The sequence below is a fragment of the Bacillus sp. HSf4 genome, from assembly GCF_029537375.1.
Lineage (GTDB): Bacteria > Bacillota > Bacilli > Bacillales > Bacillaceae > Bacillus > Bacillus sonorensis_A.
In genome coordinates, this window is the sequence record NZ_CP120679.1 from 2377412 (window position 1) to 2398594 (window position 21183).

The window sequence follows — 21183 nt, forward strand, 5'->3', positions numbered from 1 at the left end:
GAGGCTAAGCGGACTCCTCATGAGGCTTGACACCCATCAGCGTGCTGTTTAGGCAGGATGAAAGCTCCGTCAGTTCCTTTTCAATGAGATCAAGGCGTTCGTTCCAAGCTTTGCTTTTTTCGTCTTTCTCCCTGGTGACGGCGTCTGTCAGCGCTGTTTCCGCAGATTCCAGTTCTGTTTCGGTATCCAAAAGCATTTGAAGGACCGAATCTTTGCTTACAAATCCGCTCATTTGCTTCCCTCCTTTTTAATAGCCATCTATCTTTTCTTCCTTTCCTCCGGCCTTTCCTTCACAGCTGACAAAACTAGAAGGAAAATGGCAAAGAAAATCAATTTCCCAAAAGAACGCCCGCGAATTCGACAAAGCGGGTTCTGCGAAAAATGGTATGAACGGCGCTTTTCCTGAGAAATCTATAGAGGTAAGGAGGTGCCCGCTGTGGAAAACAACAAAAAGAAATCACCTGCGAAAACCAAACCTGACGTGAAACAGACGGATACATTGGATAAGAAATTAGGCGGACCAAACCGGCCGTCCACTTAAAAAGCAAGGATTTTCCTTGCTTTTTTCTTTTGCTATTTTTTTTTCAGCAAGCGTTCCAGAGAAAAAACAGCCTCGAGCTGCCTCCTCTTTTGAAAATACCATTCCGTTAGTTCAATCGTTTTCGGCAGCTTTTCATCGCGAAACATCCCCTCCTTATCTTCCCCGCGAAACCAATCGCTTTTTGATCCGTCTAATGAATGGGTGATGACTGGATAACAGGTTCGCAAAAACGGCGAAGATCTGGATTTCACACCGGCCCAGCGCTCCATATCAAAGCGCGAGCCGGTATGCGGAACATAGGATGTAAAGTGGAAGAAAGACGGGAAAAGCTCAGGGCTGAACAAAAGCCGGCTTAATTGCTTGCCGAGCTTGATCCGTTCTTTTAAGCTTGTAAACCGCTTGACAGACACTCCGTAAAAAACGCCTTCAACCGTCGGAAAGATGACCGTGTTGAAGTGAAACCATTCATAAACCTGAAAAGGAATCGTGTGAAAAACATTCTTTTTGAACAGAGGATTTTGTATAATAGGAGTTTGGATAGTGTTTTGTTCATTGATGATGAGAGCGTACATGAGCCTTTTTTGATCGCGCTCGCGCCAAAAGCGCTCCCACTCCGTTTTCATGAACAAAGACACGCCCAATCCGGGAAGCAAATCAAACAGCGGCTGTCCGATATCTTTGGACCACTGATATAAAAGAAGCTGCGGATAAGCGTCAGAAAAAATCAGCCAGTTCGCCCGTTCATATGTGATGAACAGCCATTTCTGCTGAAAAGCCGAAAGGCCGAGCTGAAACAGGCGTCCTTTTAAATCGGTCATCGACCAGCCTGCATTACGGGAAACAAATGACGCCAAAAGCGACCACTTGATCTCCGGATGGCGGTCAAAGTAGCTTTTATAGGCATATGTCCGCGAAATATTATCTTTATTCAGCTTTCCGGTCAGCTCTAGTATATGACGCGTCAGCTCTCCCCCGGAGAATCTGTTTCGCAAGACCACCACTTCCGTTTATGTCCAGATTTTTTTAAAAGGAGGATGAAGAAAGTGATTCGCTATCCGAACGGCAAAGCCTATCAGCCGAAAAATGCTGCCTCATCCTTAAAAAAGAAGCCGTCATACAGCAATCGCGGGATGACCCTCGAAGACGACCTGAATGAAACGAATATGTATTATCTCAATCATTCGATTGCGGTGATTCATAAAAAACCGACACCTGTCCAAATTGTCCAGGTCGACTACCCGAAACGAAGCGCGGCAGTGATCAAAGAAGCCTACTTTAAACAGTCGTCAACGACTGATTATAACGGGATTTATAAAGGGCGCTACATCGATTTTGAAGCGAAAGAAACAAAGAGCCGGACATCGTTCCCCCTGCAAAATTTTCACGATCACCAGATCGAGCATATGAAGCAGGTGGTGGCCCAGGACGGTATTTGCTTTGTTATTATATCCGCATTTGAAGAAATTTATTTTTTGGAAGCAGAAAAATTATTTTATTTCTGGGACAGAAAGCAGAAAAACGGCAGAAAATCGATTCGAAAAGATGAACTGCAGGAAGCTGCTCATCCCATTTCACTTGGATACTCGCCAAGAATTGATTATATTAAAGTTATTGACCAGTTGTATTTTTCGCCATCATAAATTATGATTTTAAAGTCATGTGAGCGGAAAGGTTTTAACTACGAAAGGTTGAGATGTTATGTCAGATCAATTTAACAGCCGCCAGGAACGGCGAAAAGCCCAACAGGGCAAAAGCAGGTCTAATACTCATACGAAACCCAAGAAAAAGAAGAAAGCAGGACTTTTTAAGAAAATCCTTTTATCTATTTTGATCATTGGCGTCATCGGCCTGATCGCCGGAGGCGTGACGTTTGCAGTCATGATTGCAGACGCACCGTCGCTTGATGAGTCAAAGCTGAAAACGCCTTACTCATCCATCATTTATGATAAAAACGGTAAAGAAATAGCAGAAATCGGTGCGGAAAAACGGACATACGTGTCGATCAAAGATATACCCGACACTGTGAAAAACGCTTTTCTCGCCACTGAAGACGCCCGTTTTTACGACCACCACGGAATCGACCCGATCCGCATCGGGGGAGCGCTTGTCGCAAACCTTGAAGGCGGCTTCGGCTCAGAGGGCGGAAGTACGATCACACAGCAGGTCGTGAAAAACTCCCTTCTTTCACATGAAAAAACGGTCAAACGGAAAGTTCAGGAAGTATGGCTTTCATTCCAGCTTGAAAGAAAATATTCAAAAGACGAAATCCTTGAAATGTATTTAAACCGGATTTATTTCTCGCCGCAAGCCTATGGTGTCGGCAAAGCGGCTGAGCAGTTTTACGGGGTGAAAGACTTAAACGACTTGACAGTGGAACAGGCTGCAACACTCGCGGGAATGCCGCAGAGCCCGAATAACTACAACCCGATCAAACATCCGGAACAGGCCGAAAAAAGACGGAATGTCGTTTTAAGCCTGATGAACAAGCATGGCTTCATTTCCGACGCAGACTACAACAAGGCGAAAAAAGTATCGGTGAAAAAAGGCCTTGTTTCTTCTGAGGAGTATGCAAAATCGACTTCAAACAAATACAGCATGTTCGTTGAACAAGTCGTGGAAGAAGTTGAAGAGAAAGCCAACGTAAATCCTGGTAAAGACGGATTAAAAATTTACACAACGCTTGATACAGAAGCACAGGACTATGTAAATGAGCTCATGGACGGCGATTTAATCCCGTACACTGATAAAATGCAGGCCAGTATCACCCTGCTTGATACGAAAACCGGAGAAATCCGTGCGGTCGGAGGCGGTCGAAATCGAAAGGCCGGCAACTACAACTACGCAACCCAAGGAAAAACCCAGCCGGGCTCAACGATCAAACCGATCCTTGACTACGGGCCTGTCATTGAAAACAAAAAATGGTCGACTTATGAGCAGATTAAAGATGAAGAATATACGTATTCAACAGGGACACCGATCCACAACTATGACAACCGCCACAAAGGCTGGATGTCGATGAGAGCGGCGCTTGCCGATTCAAGAAACATCCCGGCTTTAAAAGCGTTCCAGGCAGCCGGCAAAGAAAACATCGTCAAATTTGCCAGCAACCTCGGCCTTTCGATTGATTCAGATGAATTAGTTGAATCATATGCGATCGGCGGCTTTAAAGATGGTGTGTCTTCTATGGAAATGGCAGGAGCGTACAGCGCCTTCGGCAACAACGGCTATTACAATGCGCCGCACACCGTCACAGCCGTGGAATTCAGCGACGGTACAAAGCTTGACCTAACGCCTGAATCAAAAGCAGCCATGAGCGATTACACCGCCTACATGATGACGGATATGCTGAAAACGGCCGTTCAAACGGGAACCGGAACCGCCGCCCAAGTCCCTGGCGTTACAGTGGCCGGGAAAACCGGGACAACGAACTTCCCTGAGGATATCGTCAACAAATACGGCTTAAACCCGAACGGTGCAAAAGATTCGTGGTTTGTCGGCTACACACCGCAATATACGGCAGCCGTCTGGACCGGAAAAAAAGGCTACAATTCGCTTAATACGAGCGAACAGCAAATCGCCAAGCTCTTGTTTAAAAAGCTGATTACCGAAGTCGACGACGGCAGCGGCTCATTTAAGAAGCCGGACAGCGTTGTCAAGGCGACCGTCTTAAAAGGATCAAATCCGGCGGTCTTGGCCAGCAGCAATACGCCGAGCGACAAAAAGGTCACCGAATTATTCGTGAAAGGCACACAGCCGACGACTGTTTCGAAAAAATATGAGGAAAAAGAAGAAGCTTCCAAGCCGACCGGCTTGAGCGCGGAATATGATGAATCATCAAAAAGCATCAAGCTGTCATGGTCTTACTCAGGTGAAGACGATGATGACGTCACATTTAAAGTCAAACAGTCTGTCGACGGCGGCGGATACAGCGAGATTCAAAACAGCAGTGCTAAAGAAGCCGTGATTCCGAACGCGAAAGAAGGATCTGTCTACAGGTTCCAGGTCACAGCCGTCACCGAGGATAATGAAAGCGATCCTGCTTCTGTGACGCTTCAAGTCAACGCTGCCAGCGATGATGAATCAAAAGAAGATGAACAGAAACAGCAGGACGATGATAAACAGAAGAATGATCAAGACAAGGACAAACAAAATAACGGAAACAGCAATCAGCCGGATGACAAAAAGCAGAATCCCGGCGATACGAACAATGGCAACCAAAACCCAGGCAATTCCGACAATAATGGCAGAAAAGATGATGAAGACCAGGATGATTCTCCTGACAATGGAACGGGCAATGACAAAGATCAAACCAACGATCCCGGAAGCCAGACGGAAACTCAATCCGGCACTTAAACATAAAGACCACTCACAACGTGTGAGTGGTCTTTATTTATTCATCGCCGCATATTTATAAAACTGTTTTTTCATTTCCGTAAACAGTTCGTCAAGCTGAATAAAACAATGATATTGAGTCGGCTTGAGCAGGATAAATTCGAGCCGCTCCGTCCAATTGATCGGCTTGACGGGAAAATGTTTTTCAATGAGTGACTCCCAGTTCAGCGTAGTCACAGGCTCCCCCATCGTCCAATGGAAGCATGCGATCAAACAGCATATCCCGCCAAGCATCTCATCCTGGCTGCATCTCGACTTCCTCGTTTGAAATACGGGGAGAAGCCTTTCTTTCGTATTCTCCCAAATGTCAAAAAGGAGCGGCACCCATTCCTGCTGATCTTTCCATGGTTTGTGCGCCCCTTCTTCCGGCGAGAAATCAAAGTGGAGCGGATTTGCTGAAAGCACCGCAAACCGGTCACCGTTTACAGGTTTTCGGGCGCGTTCTCTCAACGTTTTTTCATAGGCATCTAACAGCGATACACTTGTCACGGCAGCTTCACCAGCCCTTTTTTATACCGTTTCTGCCCTTCCCTGCACAAAGAAAACAGCGGACATGTTTCACATTGCGGCCTTTGCGCCTTGCAGTGGTAACGTCCGAAAAAAATGAGCCGATGATGGGTGACCGACCATTCGGACTCAGGTATTTTTTTCATCAACGTTTTTTCCACTTCTGTGACTGAATCTTTCCAGCGGCAAAAGCCGAGCCTTTTTGACACGCGCTCGACATGTGTGTCCACGGCGATCGCCGGAACGCCGAAGGCAACGGAAACGACGACATTGGCGGTTTTTCTCCCGACGCCCGGCAGCTTTACCAGCTCGTCCCTGTCGCGCGGAACGTCTCCTCCGTATTCTTCAAGCAGCATTTTGCAGAGCTTTTGGATATTTTTCGCTTTATTGCGGTACAAGCCGATCGATCTGATATCCTGCTGAAGCTCTTCAAGCGGGACGGCTAGATAATCTTCAGGCTTTTTATATTTTTTAAAAAGCGTTTTTGTCACCTTATTGACCAGGGCATCTGTGCATTGTGCCGATAAAGCGACGGCGATGACAAGTTCAAATGGATTGTCGTGGACCAGTTCGCATTCAGCATGCGGAAACATGTCACCTATGGTTTCTAAACAATACTCGATTTGTTTTTTCGTTAACATCTCTTCACCTTTTCACTTTAATGTTCAAGCCAATTGTAAAAAGGAACCTGTCTTGTATACTCCTTTTGATCGCTTTGCCGTGGCGCCTTCCGCCTGAATTTTTGGCTGTAGCTTGCGGCTTGTTCAACTGTTGTGATTCCGTTTTTCTTCCATTCGAAAAGAATGCGGTCGATATAGCGGAAATTCAATTTCCCCAACATGACGGCCTCTTTCAGCGCCTGCTTAATCATCTGCACATCGTGGTGATCCTGGTCAAGCCAGATGCTGAGCGTCTCGCATTCCAACGGAGACAAAGGTCTTGCAAACTCTTCTTCAAAAATCGTGTAGAGGCTTTTTTCTTCCCCTCTATTCTGTTCGTGCTGTTTTTCCTTCTCCTCCATTTCGAGATAATCAAACAGCTTGCCCCAAAGAGGCTCAAGCGAATATTTTTCATACTTGATGCCATTCTGGTCTTCGCATTCTTCTATATAGATAAAGCCTTTTTGGATAAACATCCTCAGCATATTCATGCATTGTTCGGTGGCGATCGTCATCGTTTTGCTCAACTCTTCGGGAGTTGGAAACAAAGAGCCTCTTTCCACATGCATTTTGATGTTTAACAGCAGCATAAACTCTGTTTCATTCAGACCAAGCTCACGGTAATTGCTGAAGAGCAGATGAGGAATGCTGACAGATCCCATTTCCTGCATCTTGATAAATTGCTGTTTTTTCATTTGATACACCTCTTACCTTCCAGTATATCATGGATGACTGTGAAAAAGTCTCCTGTAAAAGCAGGAGACTTTTTTTTAAGGATATAAGCGATTTAAGAGTCTTGGGAACGGAATCGTTTCGCGTACGTGCGGCGCGCCGCTGATCCAGGCCACCGTCCGCTCCAATCCGAGGCCGAAGCCTGAGTGCGGAACAGAACCATATTTTCGCAATTCCGCATACCATTGATAAGCGTCAGATTCTAAACCGTGTTCTTTCAGCCGCGCTTCAAGAAGCTCAAGATCATGGATGCGTTCTGACCCGCCGATGATTTCACCATAGCCTTCCGGTGCGATCAAATCGGCGCATAACACAACATCCTCTCTGTCAGGCGCAGGCTGCATATAAAACGGTTTTAATGATGTCGGATAATGTGTGATGAACACAGGCTTGTCATAGCTTTCGGCAATCGCCGTCTCATGAGGCGCCCCAAAGTCATCTCCCCATTCAATATCATCAAACCCTTTTTCCTTCAGGAACTGAACCGCTTCATCATAGGTGATTCGCGGAAACGGCACTTTGATCTGTTCAAGTTTGGACGTGTCCCTTCCGAGCGTATTCAGCTCGATTTTGCAGTTTTCAAGCACGCTTTGAACGATAAAAGAGACGTAACTTTCCTGAACTTCGAGGTTTTCATTGAACTCGACAAAAGCCATTTCAGGCTCGATCATCCAAAATTCGATCAGATGGCGCTTCGTTTTGGATTTTTCCGCTCTGAACGTCGGTCCGAATGAGAAGACTTTTCCTAAAGCCATTGCAGCGGCTTCCATATAAAGCTGGCCGCTTTGGGACAGATAAGCGTCTTCATCAAAATACTTCGTCGCAAAAAGCTCTGTCGTTCCTTCAGGAGCGCTTCCGGTCAGAATCGGCGGATCGACTTTGACAAAGCCTTCCTTATTGAAAAACTCATATGTAGCGCGAATGATTTCGTTGCGGATTTTCATGGTCGCATGCTGCCGTTTTGATCTGAGCCACAGATGTCTGTGATCCATCAAAAACTCAGTTCCGTGTTCTTTAGGTGTGATCGGGTAGTCCTTCGCTTCATGAATGATTTCAAGCGAAGTCACGGCAAGCTCGAATCCGAGAGGTGAACGCTCGTCTTCTTTGACAATGCCCTTCACATATAAAGAGGTTTCCTGTGTGACCGTTTTAGCGGTTTGAAACACCTCTTCAGCCACTTCAGCCTTAACGACGACGCCTTGGATAAAGCCTGTTCCGTCTCTAAGCTGTAAAAACGCAATTTTACCGCTTGAACGTTTGTTCGCGATCCAAGCGCCGATTGTCACTTCTTCACCAACATGTTTGTACACTTGGTTGATTGTTGTTTTCACTATCGTTTCCCTCCAAAACACGAGAAAAAGGGTCTCTCCCTTTTCTCTCTGACATCCATAACGTATATTATACCTTTTTTGAACGGATCAGGTCAATGCAGTTCAGACCCGGAGTCGGTGCCGCAAAAAAGCGTCCGGGCAGACGGACGCTTTTATTGCCTTAGCGGCTGTGATTGACGACAAAGCGGCGGATTCGCTTTACCGCTTCTTCCAAAAGTGACAGGGATGTGGCATATGACAAACGGATATTATCCGGTGCGCCAAACCCTGATCCGGGAACAATCGCGACTTTCTCCTCTTCAAGAAGCGCTTCTGCAAACGTATCGACGCTCGCAAAACCGCAGGCTTCAGCTGCCTGTTTCGCATTCGGGAACAAGTAGAAAGCCCCTTCAGGCTTAAGGCAATTCAATCCAGGAATGTCGATCAGCAGTTCATATACTTTGTTGAGCCGTTCTTCAAATGCTTTTCTCATTTCTTCCACAGGCTCTGACGGACCATTATATGCGGCAATGGCTCCGTATTGGGCGACTGATGTCGGATTTGAAGTGCTGTGGCTGGCAAGGTTTGTCATCGCCTTAATGACGGTTTCGTTTCCTGCGGCATAGCCGATTCTCCATCCTGTCATACTGTGCGATTTTGAAACGCCGTTGATGATGATCGTTTGATTTTTAAGCTCGGGAGAAAGCTGTGCGATCGACACATGTTTTTTCCCGCCGTATATCAGTTTTTCATATATTTCATCGGAGACGATTAAAATATTGCGGCGGAGACACACTTCACCGAGGGCTTTCAGCTCGTCTTCGGTATACATCATGCCCGTCGGGTTGCTTGGAGAATTGATGATCACCGCTTTTGTTTTTTCCGTTACGGCCTCTTCGAGCTGCTCCGGAGAAATTTTGAAGCTGTTTTCTTCAAGCCCTTCCACAAATACAGGCTTGCCGCCTGCAAGCTTCACCTGTTCAGGGTAGCTTACCCAATACGGCGTCGGAATGATCACTTCATCTTCCTCATCCAGCAGCACTTGAAAAAGTGTGTAAAGAGCATGTTTTGCACCTGTGCAGACAATGATTTCAGACAGGCTGTATTCGATTCCCTGATCGCGCTTGAATTTTTCGCTGATGCTTTCTTTAAGCGCGAGAAGACCGCCGGACGGCGTATATTTTGTGTGCCCTTCATTCATGGAACGGACAGCCGCGTCAATGATGTGCTGCGGTGTATTAAAGTCCGGCTCTCCGGCGCCAAGGCCGATCACATCGTGTCCTGCCGCTTTTAATTCTTTCGCTTTTGCAGTGATTGCCAATGTTGCAGACGGTGTTAACGCTGATACTCTTTTAGCTAGATTCAACTTGATTTCCCCCTGTTTCATCTTATGGCGTAATATTTTTGTGAATTTTTCCGTTTATAAAGTCCACATAACTTAAACTGTACTGCCCATCTTGATTTAAGTATGTAACTTCCCACAATAGCACATTGCCTTCCCTTGCCAAGTGCACCTCTTGAAGCGATGACATCAGACCTTTATCCTGGACCGCTTTTGCGGCCTGGCGGCTTGTGATGCCATCCGATGCGTTTTTAACTATCGTTTTCTGCTTTTTGTCAGCCGGTACCCAAACGTACATTTTTTCGCCTTTTTTATTTTTGCCTATGACGATGTACTGCTTTTCTTTGCCGACAAATGTTTCTACATTGTCAACTTCTTTTAAGCCGGCTTCCTTTTTCGCCGTTTCAGCAGCTTCTTCATGGCCGCTTTCCTTTTGGCTCATTGCTGTCTGGTAGACATTCGCCCCCGTAAGAATGGCCGTTACAAAGATAATACCAAATATCAGTATGAAAATTAATGTTTTTTTGCCCATTTTTCCTCCTATGTACGATAAATTGTAAAAATGGCCTGTTTTTGATCCTCTTCGTCAAGGGCGAGTCCAAACATTAAATCATCCCGTTTGAGCGTCCGGTTTAACAGATCGACGATTTTGTAAAGATCTTCTGAGTGCTGCACACTGACGGTTGAAAGAATTTCAATTTTATTGTCCATATTCAAATACCTCCGAGACGAAACAATTATTGTCATTCATACTCTGTCTGGCATAAGCCATACTAGTTGTTACAACGGGAATCCCGTTTTAGATAGACAGCCAAAAAATAAACCTTAATCCACACCATTTTTTCAAGAGGAGCCGCTTTGATGCGGCTTTTTACATTTAAGTCCTGAAGACATAGTCTTCCAGCTCAAGAAGCGTCGGCTCTTCGATTGAAGCGGGAGGCAGCGCCTGCAAAAATACTCTGCCGTATGATGATGTCCGGATTCTGCGGTCAAGGATGACGACTGTACCGCTGTCTTCCTCAGTACGGAGGAGCCTTCCGATTCCCTGCCTGAAGGTTAAAACCGCTTCGGGCAAAGAAACAGCTTGAAACGGGCTTTCCCCCATTCGCTTCGCCCTTTCACACTTCGCCGATTCCACCGGATGGTCAGGCGGTCTGAAAGGGAGCCTGGCGATGATCAGCGTTGTCAGTTCATCACCGGGAAAGTCAACACCTTCCCAAAAATGATTGGTGCCGAGAAGAACGGCATGCTGATATGATTTGAACAGTTTCATGATCTTGACAGGACTTCCGCCTGAAATGCCCTGAGCCAGCAATTGACAAGGAAAGTCATCATCATTTTTCAATTCCTGATATACCGAGCGCAGCATGTCATGAGACGTAAACAAAACGAGCGTTTTCGCGTTCTGCTGTCTGGCCAGCGATTTAATGGACCGGGAAACGTCATGAATATAGCTTTCAGGATGATCATTGATCGGACTGATGTCGGTTGGAATCAAGATTTTCATACGCTTATCATAAGAAAAAGGCGACTCGATTTGCAATGTCCTCGGATAGAAATCGTTTAAACCAAGCTTTTTAATCATATAGCTGAATGAGTTTTCCACAACGAGGGTCGCCGAAGTCAGAACAACGCTCTTTTTCTCGGTGAAAAAACGATCGGCGAGCAATTCGCCAGCATCAAGCGGCTGTGCATAAACCGATGCGGCATTTTTGGCCCCTTTTGCATCGATTTCAATCCAGACGACTTCATCTTCTGCAGGATCAAAAAACAAACGGCCGAGCTTTTTTCCGTATTCCTCGAGATAGACCATGCACGATTGGTATTCTTCCAAAAGAAACGCCTGACGGCTCGTAAAAGAAGACTTTTGCTCAGAAAGCTTTTCCATTTGCTCGACAAACAGCCCGTGCATATCAAACAGCATGGCACACAGCCTTCTGGCTCCTTCCTCAAGCCTGTTCCACGCCCTGCCCTGTTCTTTTCCGACCTTATAAAGAAGACGATTCAGATCGTTTTTTGGTTTCCTGCGTTTAACAAAAGAATGGACTGAAGTAAAGAACATATCGCTTTCTTCGAGAAGCTGACTGAGCCATTCATCCATTTGAAAGAAGGACTCTGAAGTGAAGCCGGCGGACCGAAACAGCCGCTCGGCTTTTTTTAACAGCCCTTTCTGCTTCAAGGTGCCGAGCTGCATCAGTTTTTTGTGCAATGAAACATAGTCGGCCCTCGCGCCAAACTGTTCACCCGCTACCCGTTCAAAGTGGTGGGCTTCATCAATGATCACCGTATCCGCGTGCATGGTGCGTTTATTCGCTTCGTCAGTCAACAGGAGGGCATGGTTGGTAATAATGAGATCGGCTTGTTTAGCCTTCGCTTTGGCCCGTTCATAAAAACAGTATTCCCTTAACGGAGCGTTGCGCGCAAATGATCGATCATCATATGAGATTCTGTCCCAAAGCAGTTTGCCTCCGGAGGGCAGATTGAGTTCAGACAAGTCTCCCGTTTCAGTATCGGTAAGCCAAACAAGGATTTGCGCCTTGGCGAGAACGGCATCGTAATTATCATCTTCCTCCTGCAAAATATGCTCGAATTTGTGAATCGATATATAATGGGAGCGCCCTTTCAAAACCGCCGCCTTGATCGGAAACGGAAAGACCTGCTCCAAAAGCGGGATATCCCGGGTTAAAATTTGCTGCTGCAACAATGTTGTAAAGGTGCTGATGACGACCGGTTTTCCGGTCTGTCTGGCGCGCAGGGCTGCAGGTACGAGATATCCGATCGTTTTGCCGATTCCCGCAGCAGCTTCAATCAGGACATGCTCATGATGATCAAAAGCGGTCCAAACCTCTTTCATCATTTTGGTTTGCCCTCTTCTATTTTCAAAATGCTCAAGCAATGAGCGAAGGCCGCCGTCCTCTTCCCAAATCAGCGGATCAGCATTGAAGGGTTCGCGTTCTTCCCCGCGCTCTTCCATTGTTTGCACAGGCTCTTTAATCACAAATGAACCGGTCTTTATATAGCCTGCTTCAAGTTCTGCTCGGCTATCCTTCTCATGAATCAAACGGTCCAAAAGCTCCTGCGCGTCGCTGATCAAGTGCCAGGATAACCGCCTGATCGCTTTTAGAACAGGCAGAGGGAGCCGCTTCAGCTTCTCAAGCATATGCAGGAAGATCAAAGCGGTCACTTCCGCGTCACTGTCAGCCCTGTGAGGATTTTCATGCTGCAGGTTCAGCTCTTCACTCAGCTCTGTCAGTTTATACCCGTCAAAACGGGGAAATACGATTCTTGCCAGTTCTACCGTATCAAGTACATCGCATTCAAGTTCATCAAAGCCTGCCCGCATTAGCTCATGTTTCACAAAGCCGAGGTCGAAGTGAATGTTGTGGGCGATAAAACAGCTGCCGCTAAGGAGTTCATATATCTCTTCGGCAATGGCCGAAAACGGTTCTTCGCGTTCAACCATCTCGTTTGTGATTCCCGTCAGCTGTTCAATAAAAGCCGGGATCGGCTGATCCGGATTCACATATTTGGAGAAACGTTCGGTAATCTGTCCATTTTCAATGACAACCGCTGCAATTTGAATTATTTTATCGCCTTTTTTGGGCGAGTTCCCTGTCGTTTCCACATCAATTACTACATATCGTTGATTGTACATTAAATGGACACCTCAATTTTGTTGCGTTCGACAAAAGTGTAACACGTTTTGGAAAGATGCGGGAGCCGCTCAGTAAAAAAAGGCGGACTGACCGATGATCTATCCACATGAAAGCCCCCTAAGGCAAAGGGGGCTACAGAATGGTGCGGGCCGGCTCTTGACCCAGGATTTGCTCGATTTCGTTCTTTTCGTTCAAAACGGCTACTTTCGGCTTGTGGGTCTTTGCCTCTTCTTCAGACATCATTGCATAGGAGACAATAATGACGACATCTCCGACCTGTACGAGACGAGCTGCCGCGCCATTTAAGCAAATGACGCCGCTTCCCCTTTCACCGGGAATAATATATGTTTCCAGCCGGGCTCCGTTATTATTATTTACAATTTGCACTTTTTCATTTGCCATCATTCCGACAGCATCCAATAAATCTTCATCGATCGTTATGCTGCCGACATAATTTAAATTGGCTTCCGTTACTCGCGCTCTGTGCAGCTTGCCGCTCATTAACGTTCGGTACATGATCAATCCTCCTTTCGATCCAACGGGATATCGACGATGATATTATCAATTAAGCGGGCCTTTGAAAATTGAACGGCAACCGCTATGATGATTTTTCCAGCCAGTGTTTCCCGTTTTTCCAGATCGGGATAGGAATAAACATCTGCATAATCGATGACACCGCTTGTTTTTTCTATATGAAGGCGGACCTCTTTCTTAACGGCCTCCGGGTCCCGTTCCCCTTCCCGAATCAGCCGGGCTCCGCGCTTGAGCGCTTCATAAAGAGCGGGCGCTTCCTTTCGTTCATCCGCATTCAGATTGACATTGCGGGAGCTTTTGGCAAGCCCGTCTTCCTCACGCATCGTTTCAACCGGAACGAGCTCAATATCCATAAAGAAATCAGTGATCAATCCGTCAACAACTGCCACCTGTTGAGCATCCTTCATTCCAAAATAAACCCTTGTCGGAGCCGTGAGGTTGAACAGCTTCGTCAAGACGGTTGCAACACCGTCGAAATGCCCTTCCCTTGACCGTCCGCAAAGGACATCCGTTCTTTTTTTCACATTGACGATGACGGTTGATTCCTGTGGGTAGATATCCGCCGCGCTTGGCGTGAACAATATATCCACTCCGCCTGCTTTGGCCAGCTTCCTGTCTCTTTCAATATCTCTTGGATAAGCTTCAAAATCTTCACCCGGGCCGAATTGCAGAGGATTGACGAAAATGCTCATGACCACGATGTCATTGTGTTTTCGCGCTTCTTTCACAAGCGACATGTGGCCTTCATGAAGAAATCCCATTGTCGGCACAAAGCCGATTGTTTTTCCTTCTTTCCGGTATGATGTTGTCAAGTTTTGTATATCTTTTGCGCGGTGGATTTCAATCATGATGATTTGCCTCCGTATAATCCTTCCAGCACTTCATGGTCGATGCGGAAGGAATGCGCGTCTTCGGGAAAAAAGCGGTTTCTCACATCTTTAACATAACCGGTAAGCGCTGCTTCAATCGGCTGATCGATTTGCGCATACTGTTTTACAAATTTAGGCGTCCGGCTGACTCCGTGTCCGAGCACATCATGGTAGACGAGAACCTGTCCGTCCGTACCTGCGCCGGCTCCAATGCCGATGACCGGAATGGTGAGCTCTTTTGCGATCCGTTCGGCAAGCGCCGCCGGGACGCACTCAAGAACGAGTGCAATCGCTCCTGCTTCTTCACAGCGCCGGCTGTCATCTATTAGTTTCCGAGCGCTTTCTTCGTCTTTCCCCTGGACTTTATAGCCTCCGAGAACGCCGACGGATTGAGGTGTCAGGCCCAAATGGCCGACCACCGGGATTCCGCCCCTAGTCAAAGCCGCAATCGTGTCAAACACACCGTCACCGCCTTCAAGCTTCAAGGCATCGGCACCGCTTTCCTGCACGATTTTCATCGCGTTTTTCAGTGCACTTTCCTGTGAGCAGTGGTAGGACATAAAAGGCATATCCGTGACGATGAATGTATCCTTTGCCCCGCGTTTGACGGCCTTTGTGTGATGAATCATGTCCTCGACAGTGACATAGACAGTCGAATCAAGACCGAGAACGACCATTCCAAGAGAATCGCCGACAAGGATCATGTCCACTCCGGCTTGTTCGGCAAGTTTCGCCGCCGGACAGTCATAAGCCGTCAGCATGACGATTGGCTCCCCGTGCTGTTTCATTTTTAAAAAATCAAGTTTTGTCTTCATGTTTCTCCTCCTCTTCATTCAGAGGAGATGAGCTGCCGTTTTTTCGGACAGTAAAAAAACCTTCCGCTAAAAGAAGGATTTTTTGACTCCGCGATCGGCAAGAATCATCCCTCTGTCCCAGTCCTTTTTTGGATCAAGGCAGACTTTTTTATTCCGCAATATTTCCTAAAAGGTGCAGTTCCCCAAGGATACTGCCCAACCGAAGTATACCAAAAACCAGCCGTTTCTTCCAACTAAGAAGGACTGATTTCGATATCGGCGGAGTATATTTTTTGTATGCCTTCACTTGTTTCCAGAAGCAGAACTCCCTCATCGTCTATGCCGAGCGCTTTGCCGTGAAACGTTCCATTCAGCGTCCTCGCCGTCAATTCGCGGTGCAATGATAGAGCGTAGCTTTCCCACAACAGCTTGATCGGCTGAAAACCGTGGGTAAGATAGTCTCTGTACCGTTTTTCAAATGTTAAAAGAATCGTCTGAATCAAGGCCGCCCTGTCGACCTTTTTGCCGCCTGAAAGCCGGAGGCTTGTGGCCGTCTCCTGCAATTCTTCCGGGAAATCGCCTCTCAGCTGATTGACATTGATCCCCGTTCCGACAATGACGGAATGAACCTGGTCGGCCTCGGCCTGAAGCTCAGTCAGAATTCCGACCGCTTTTTTGCCGCCGATTAAAATATCGTTCGGCCATTTGATTTCCGCGCTGATGCCGGTTGCTTCTTCGATCGCCTGAACAAGGGCGACTGCGGCCAAAAGGGTCAGCTGCGGCGTTTTTTGCACAGGGATTTCCGGCCTGAGGATGATGCTCATCCAAACGCCGTTCCCTTTAGGAGAATGCCAGCCTCTCGCCATTCTTCCCCTTCCTTCGGTCTGCTTGTCGGCGACGACGATCGTTCCTTCCGCGGCACCGTTGTTCGCCAGTTCATGTGCGATTTTTTGAGTTGAAGCCACGACGTCTTGAAAATAAATGGTTTGTCCCATTTTTTCCGTTTTTAAGCCGAGTCTGATTTCGTTTTCGCTGATTTTATCAGGCTTTTTTTTCATTTTGTAGCCGAGCTTTCGGACGGCTTCCAGCTCGTAACCCGATTTTCTTAAGTCCTCGATATGCTTCCAGACCGCCGTTCTGGAACAGCCGAGCTCCTCGCTGATTTTCTGGCCCGAAATAAATTCACCGTCAGCTTCTGTAAACAATTGAATCAGTTTTTTCCTTAAGTTTGATTGCATCCTTTTAGCCACTCCTCTATGGCTTTTTTTCGATTGGCAAGTTTCCCGTGCAGTACGGCCTGCTCAATTCGTTTTAAATCTTCAGATACCCATTTTCCAGGCGCTTTTTTCCTGAAGTTGACGAGATCCCCGCCGGTTACGGCCAAATCTTTCAGACTTTTGATCGGAAGCGCCTCGTACGCCTGCCTCACTTCAGCTAAACGGCGCTGATCGACTTCACGGCACTCATTCAGCATTTGAATCGTCAAGGCGGAAATCAGCGTCTCTTCCCCCGCTTCATACATGGAGGCCACATCCCACTTCTGCCCGATCCGGGCCGCGGTCTGCACCGCTTGTTTGATGACTTTGCCGGGCAGCTTCCACTCTTTTAAAAAGCCGTGTGCATCGGCAGGATCGATTGACATTAGAATCACGAAGGCCGCCCAGATGTCCGCTCTTCTTTCAAGTTTGAAAAAAGGAAAACGGCCGGCAGCCTGGATGTCTTCTTTTTTACCGTCCAGTCCCGGGAGTTCTCTGAAAAGGCCTGTTTCAGCTGCCGCTTTTAGCGCCTGTCCAGCCGCTTTTCCTTTTAAAAGCTTTTCAAATTCAGCCGTTTTCCGTTCTGTGGAAATATGCGCCAAAAGCCCGCTGTTTTCAAAAATCGCCTGTTTTGTGTTCGGCGAAAGCCTAAATTCAAGCTGGCTCATAAAACGAAGCGCCCGCAGCATGCGGAGCGCATCTTCATGAAAGCGCTCCGCCGGGTCGCCAACGGTTTGAATCAGCTTTTCCTTGATATCGTGAAGGCCGCCGAAATAATCGATCAGCCGTCCTTCAGCATCCATGGCCATCGCATTGATCGTCAAATCGCGCCGCTTCAAATCTTCCTTCAGCGATTTGATGAACTTAACGCCGCTCGGCCTTCTGAAATCCTCATATTCAAGCTCAGCGCGAAATGTTGTCACTTCATAAGACTCACCATCCATCAGCACAATGATCGTCCCGTGTTCTTTGCCGACATCAATCGTTTTCGGAAAAATGTTTTCAATTTCTTCCGGAGGTGCGTCTGTTGCGATATCCACATCGCCGACGGACCGGTTCATATGCGTGTCCCTCACCGCTCCGCCGACAAAATATGCCTGCCAGCCGTGCTTTTCCAGCTCATGAAGGAGAGGAAGAGCTTTTCGAAAGAGATCCTCCATTATCCGACTCCTCCTCTATCAATTGTTGATAAATATCCTCATACTGGCTGATGATGCTGCCGGAAGAAAAACGCTCCTTAATGTTTTTCAGCGCTGCTTGTGCAAAACGATGATGCAGACCGTCATCTGTTAAAAGTCGAACCGCCTTTTCAGCCGCATCATCAACATCTCCGACATTCACCAAATAACCGGAGGTTCCGTCTTTAATTACTTCCGGGATGCCTCCGATATTTGTGCCGATACAAGGAACACCGCAAGCCATCGCTTCGAGCAGGACAAGACCGAAACTTTCCTTTTCAGAGAGAAGCAGCTTTAAATCGCTGATCGCGTAAAGCTCTTCAAGACTGTCCTGTTTCCCGAGAAAAAGGACATCGTCTTTTAAACCGAGCTGCCGGACGAGCTGACAGATGACCGTCATTTCAGGTCCATCACCGACAAGAAGCAGCTTCGCTTGCAAGTGTTTGACAATACGGCTGAACACATGGATGACATCCTGAACGCGCTTGACCTGTCTGAAATTCGAAACATGGATGACCACTTTTTCCTCAGGGGAAATCCCGTACTGCTCTTTTAAAGAATGACGGTCCTGTTTGACATAAACGCGTTCATCGACAAAGTTGTAGATGGTTTCGATTTTTTTGTCCGGCTTGATTAAATCATACGTCTGGGCCGCGAGAGCCGATGAGACCGCCGTTACGCGGTCGGAGGATTCGATCGCAAATTTGATCAGATCCTTTAAAGACGGGTCGTATCCGAGAACGGTAATATCTGTGCCGTGCAAAGTCGTAACCGTTTTGATATTTCCGTCAAGCATTTGTTTTGCCAGGAAAGCGGAAATCGCGTGAGGCACCGCGTAATGGGCATGCAGAACATCAAGCTGTTCACGTTTTGCCACTTCCGCCATTTTGCTGGCCAAAGCCAAATCATACGGCGGGTACTTAAACACGGCATATTGATTGACTTCGACTTCATGAAAATAGATATTGGAATACACTTTATTGAGCCTGTGCGGAATGCTTGATGTAATAAAATGGATTTCATGTCCTTTTTCCGCCAGCAGCTTGCCGAGTTCTGTCGCGATGATGCCTGATCCGCCGACGCTCGGATAACACGTGATTCCGATTTTTAGTTTTTTCATCATCAGCCCCCAAATAAATCATTGTTTAACAAAAGCGTTCCCTTGGAAAAGAATCCTTCCGCATATTGGACGCCGGCTTCTTTGCCCAACAGCTTCTCCCTGGCCTCAACCGTTTCAATATAGCCGTTTGTCAACGGTGTTTCCACTGATTGCTGCAATCGGCTGAACTGGCTCTTGTACGCCTTGAGGCTTTCGATTTTCACATTGATCGTCTCGGAAATATCGATGACAAATTCAGGTTTATGAAAACCGTTGATCATATAGTAGTAAATATTCTGCACTTTGTGCGCCGGCTGTTTGTTTTGATCTTCATATTTATGTATTCCGGCGGAAAAAACCGCTTCTTCGACGATGTCTGCCGCATGCCCATGGTCAGGATGCCGGTCTTTTTGATAAGGAACAAAGACGATCTTGGGCTTATACTTCCGAATGACGGAGACTGCTTCCCTGATTGCTTCCTGGCTGAGGAACAGCCCTCTGTCAGGAAGTGCGAGGGAAATCCGCGGACTGGCGCCCAAAATGTCAGCCGCCAGTGCCGCTTCGCTTTTTCTCGTATCGACAGTACCGTTTGAAGACAATTCAGCCCGGGTTAAATCGCAGATGCCGATTCGATAACCTTTTTTAGTATATTTGGCAATGGTTCCTCCCATGCCGATTTCCACATCGTCGCTATGTGCGCCAAAAGCCAGTATATCAAGCATCCTGATCCACGCCATGAACAAGCTTTCGAAAATCAAGCGCACCTTCTTCAACAGACCGGATCAAAATTTCCGCCGTTCCCATATTGGTTGCAAGCGGGATCGCATATACATCGGATAAACGGATTAATGCCGACACATCAGGTTCATGCGGCTGGGCAGTCAGCGGGTCCCGCAAAAAAATAACGAGATCGATGTCATTCTTTGCGATCATCGCGCCAATCTGCTGATCTCCGCCAAGCGGTCCTGATTGAAATCTCTCGATGGGCAGTCCTGTCGCTTCCGTGATTTTCAAACCGGTTGTTCCCGTTGCAAACAGTTCATGTTTTTTTAGGATGTGTTTGTAAGCGGTTGTCAGTTGAATCATATCCTGTTTTTTGCGGTCATGGGCAATTAAAGCGATTTTCAAAGCGATTTCCCCCTTTTTGTTACTCTATAATATTTTCCAGGCCGTAGACAAGCTGATCGATTTTCATGACTTGTTCAACAGCCAATTTCACCCCGGACATAAAGGATGCGCGGTTATATGAATCATGGCGGATTTTAAGAGTTTGGCCGTCTCCGCCGAACAGCACTTCCTGGTGGGCGATCAGTCCCGGCAAACGGACGCTGTGGAGGCGGATTCCGTTTTGCTCTGCACCTCTTGCGCCCGGCAAAATTTCTTGTTCATCAGGATGGCCCTGCTGTTTCGCTTCGCGGACTGCCGAAATCATTTCCGCTGTTTTCAAAGCTGTTCCGCTTGGCGCATCGAGCTTTTGATCATGGTGCTGCTCGATGATTTCAACATCGGAAAAATAGCTGGCGGCCATCTGTGAAAACTTCATCATCAGGACGGCCCCGAGCGCAAAGTTGGGCGCAATGATCGCACCGATCCCTTTCTCATCCGTCAGCTCCATCAGCTCATTCAGGTCGCTTTCAGAAAATCCGGTCGTTCCCACGACAGGACGGACGCCGTGCTCCAAGGCGATTTTGGTATGGACCTTGCCGATTTCCGGCGTTGTTAAATCGATCAGCACATCCGGAGCTGTTTCTGAAAAACATTCGTATATGTCTGTATATATGACGGCCTCTGACCGGCAAGGCATCACATCTGCCAGCTTCTCCCGATTGTATGTACGGTCTATTGCACCTCGCAGCTCAAAATGAGGGGTGTCTTCTACAAGCTTAACCGCTTCGCTTCCCATTCTTCCTCGCGGTCCTGCTATGACGATTTTGATTGTTTCCTTTGACATATGAATCTCCTCTACTTTCCTTCTTCTTTTCTTGTCCAGCGGTCTTTGTCACGGGTGTTGAATTTCTCCATGACCATATCATGCGCTTCATCCAATGATATATGAAGCGAATTGGCCAGACAAACCAAAACAAACAGAACGTCTCCTATTTCTTCGTCAATTTTCTTTTCAGCTTCTGTTTTTTTCTTTGGCTTTTCTCCGTAATGATGGTTGACTTCCCTCGCCAGTTCTCCGAGTTCTTCTGTCAGCCTGGCCATCATCGCAAGCGGACTGAAGTAGCCCTCTTTAAATTGGCCGATATATTCATCAACCTCACGCTGTATCTCTTTCATCGTTTTTTCCTTCGCCATTCGGTAAAACCTC

23 protein-coding genes are annotated in these 21183 nt (G+C 47.1%); 3 read left to right on the forward strand and 20 right to left on the reverse strand.

All coding sequences use genetic code 11. The features are described 5' to 3' along the window. Positions 1-4: 4 nt before the first annotated feature. Positions 5-232, reverse strand: a complete 228-nt coding sequence (locus P3X63_RS12180) for a YppD family protein (protein ID WP_277690867.1) — start codon at positions 230-232, stop codon at positions 5-7. Between the two features lie 204 nt (positions 233-436). On the opposite strand from P3X63_RS12180, the gene sspM reads away from it, so the two are divergent. Continuing rightward, positions 437-541: an acid-soluble spore protein SspM gene (sspM, locus tag P3X63_RS12185; protein ID WP_026587577.1), complete on the forward strand. Its 105-nt coding sequence runs from the start codon at positions 437-439 to the stop codon at positions 539-541. A gap of 32 nt (positions 542-573) precedes the next feature. On the opposite strand, the gene P3X63_RS12190 is transcribed toward sspM, so the two are convergent. Beyond that, positions 574-1506, reverse strand: coding sequence for a DUF2515 domain-containing protein (locus tag P3X63_RS12190; protein WP_277692928.1), 933 nt, complete (start codon positions 1504-1506; stop codon positions 574-576). Positions 1507-1584: 78 nt separating this feature from the next. Between P3X63_RS12190 and recU the strand changes: the two genes are divergently transcribed. Next, positions 1585-2181 carry a Holliday junction resolvase RecU gene (gene recU / locus P3X63_RS12195; protein WP_026587579.1) on the forward strand — a complete coding sequence of 199 codons (597 nt, stop codon included), beginning with the start codon at positions 1585-1587 and terminating at the stop codon, positions 2179-2181. A gap of 58 nt (positions 2182-2239) precedes the next feature. Next, a complete protein-coding gene (locus P3X63_RS12200; RefSeq protein WP_277690869.1) occupies positions 2240-4894 on the forward strand; it encodes a PBP1A family penicillin-binding protein in 2655 nt (884 codons plus the stop codon). A gap of 33 nt (positions 4895-4927) precedes the next feature. Here P3X63_RS12200 and P3X63_RS12205 read toward each other — a convergent pair whose 3' ends face one another. The 18 genes from P3X63_RS12205 to P3X63_RS12290 form a co-directional block, all read right to left on the reverse strand. Continuing rightward, the gene (locus P3X63_RS12205; protein WP_026587581.1) at positions 4928-5422 is read right to left on the reverse strand and encodes a YpoC family protein; all 495 of its coding nucleotides are present in this window, start codon (positions 5420-5422) and stop codon (positions 4928-4930) included. Further along, positions 5419-6081 carry an endonuclease III gene (gene nth / locus P3X63_RS12210; protein ID WP_026587582.1) on the reverse strand — a complete coding sequence of 221 codons (663 nt, stop codon included), beginning with the start codon at positions 6079-6081 and terminating at the stop codon, positions 5419-5421. Before nth ends, P3X63_RS12205 begins: the two co-directional genes overlap by 4 nt. 17 nt (positions 6082-6098) lie before the next feature. Continuing rightward, positions 6099-6794: a DnaD domain-containing protein gene (locus tag P3X63_RS12215; RefSeq protein WP_026587583.1), complete on the reverse strand. Its 696-nt coding sequence runs from the start codon at positions 6792-6794 to the stop codon at positions 6099-6101. Between the two features lie 75 nt (positions 6795-6869). Next, complete coding sequence (asnS, locus tag P3X63_RS12220; protein ID WP_277690873.1) at positions 6870-8162, reverse strand: asparagine--tRNA ligase; 1293 nt, start codon at positions 8160-8162, stop codon at positions 6870-6872. Between the two features lie 160 nt (positions 8163-8322). Then, positions 8323-9507 (reverse strand): pyridoxal phosphate-dependent aminotransferase, encoded by a 1185-nt coding sequence (locus P3X63_RS12225; RefSeq protein ID WP_026587585.1) that lies wholly within the window; start codon positions 9505-9507, stop codon positions 8323-8325. A gap of 22 nt (positions 9508-9529) precedes the next feature. Beyond that, positions 9530-10015: a cell wall elongation/penicillin-binding protein regulator TseB gene (gene tseB / locus P3X63_RS12230; RefSeq protein WP_026587586.1), complete on the reverse strand. Its 486-nt coding sequence runs from the start codon at positions 10013-10015 to the stop codon at positions 9530-9532. Positions 10016-10023: 8 nt separating this feature from the next. After that, positions 10024-10194, reverse strand: a complete 171-nt coding sequence (locus P3X63_RS12235; protein WP_076758946.1) for a YpmA family protein — start codon at positions 10192-10194, stop codon at positions 10024-10026. A gap of 166 nt (positions 10195-10360) precedes the next feature. Next, positions 10361-13138: an ATP-dependent DNA helicase DinG gene (gene dinG, locus P3X63_RS12240; RefSeq protein ID WP_277690880.1), complete on the reverse strand. Its 2778-nt coding sequence runs from the start codon at positions 13136-13138 to the stop codon at positions 10361-10363. Between the two features lie 133 nt (positions 13139-13271). Continuing rightward, a complete protein-coding gene (panD, locus tag P3X63_RS12245) occupies positions 13272-13655 on the reverse strand; it encodes an aspartate 1-decarboxylase (protein WP_026587588.1) in 384 nt (127 codons plus the stop codon). Between the two features lie 2 nt (positions 13656-13657). After that, positions 13658-14521, reverse strand: coding sequence for a pantoate--beta-alanine ligase (gene panC, locus P3X63_RS12250; RefSeq protein ID WP_026587589.1), 864 nt, complete (start codon positions 14519-14521; stop codon positions 13658-13660). After that, positions 14518-15357, reverse strand: a complete 840-nt coding sequence (panB, locus tag P3X63_RS12255) for a 3-methyl-2-oxobutanoate hydroxymethyltransferase (RefSeq protein WP_026587590.1) — start codon at positions 15355-15357, stop codon at positions 14518-14520. Before panB ends, panC begins: the two co-directional genes overlap by 4 nt. 233 nt (positions 15358-15590) lie before the next feature. Beyond that, positions 15591-16574, reverse strand: coding sequence for a biotin--[acetyl-CoA-carboxylase] ligase (locus tag P3X63_RS12260; protein WP_277690883.1), 984 nt, complete (start codon positions 16572-16574; stop codon positions 15591-15593). Continuing rightward, entirely contained in the window at positions 16559-17752 is a 1194-nt protein-coding gene (locus tag P3X63_RS12265; protein ID WP_077736581.1) for a CCA tRNA nucleotidyltransferase, read from the reverse strand. The genes P3X63_RS12260 and P3X63_RS12265 overlap by 16 nt, the downstream gene beginning before the upstream one ends. Beyond that, positions 17712-18890: an N-acetyl-alpha-D-glucosaminyl L-malate synthase BshA gene (bshA, locus tag P3X63_RS12270; RefSeq protein WP_026587593.1), complete on the reverse strand. Its 1179-nt coding sequence runs from the start codon at positions 18888-18890 to the stop codon at positions 17712-17714. The genes P3X63_RS12265 and bshA overlap by 41 nt, the downstream gene beginning before the upstream one ends. Positions 18891-18892: 2 nt before the next feature. After that, complete coding sequence (bshB1, locus tag P3X63_RS12275) at positions 18893-19591, reverse strand: bacillithiol biosynthesis deacetylase BshB1 (RefSeq protein ID WP_026587594.1); 699 nt, start codon at positions 19589-19591, stop codon at positions 18893-18895. After that, on the reverse strand, positions 19584-19997 hold the full coding sequence (gene mgsA / locus P3X63_RS12280; RefSeq protein ID WP_026587595.1) for a methylglyoxal synthase: 414 nt from the start codon (positions 19995-19997) through the stop codon (positions 19584-19586). Before mgsA ends, bshB1 begins: the two co-directional genes overlap by 8 nt. A gap of 19 nt (positions 19998-20016) precedes the next feature. After that, positions 20017-20820: a 4-hydroxy-tetrahydrodipicolinate reductase gene (dapB, locus tag P3X63_RS12285; protein ID WP_026587596.1), complete on the reverse strand. Its 804-nt coding sequence runs from the start codon at positions 20818-20820 to the stop codon at positions 20017-20019. A gap of 11 nt (positions 20821-20831) precedes the next feature. After that, positions 20832-21170, reverse strand: a complete 339-nt coding sequence (locus P3X63_RS12290) for a nucleotide pyrophosphohydrolase (RefSeq protein WP_026587597.1) — start codon at positions 21168-21170, stop codon at positions 20832-20834. Between the last annotated feature and the right edge of the window lie 13 nt (positions 21171-21183).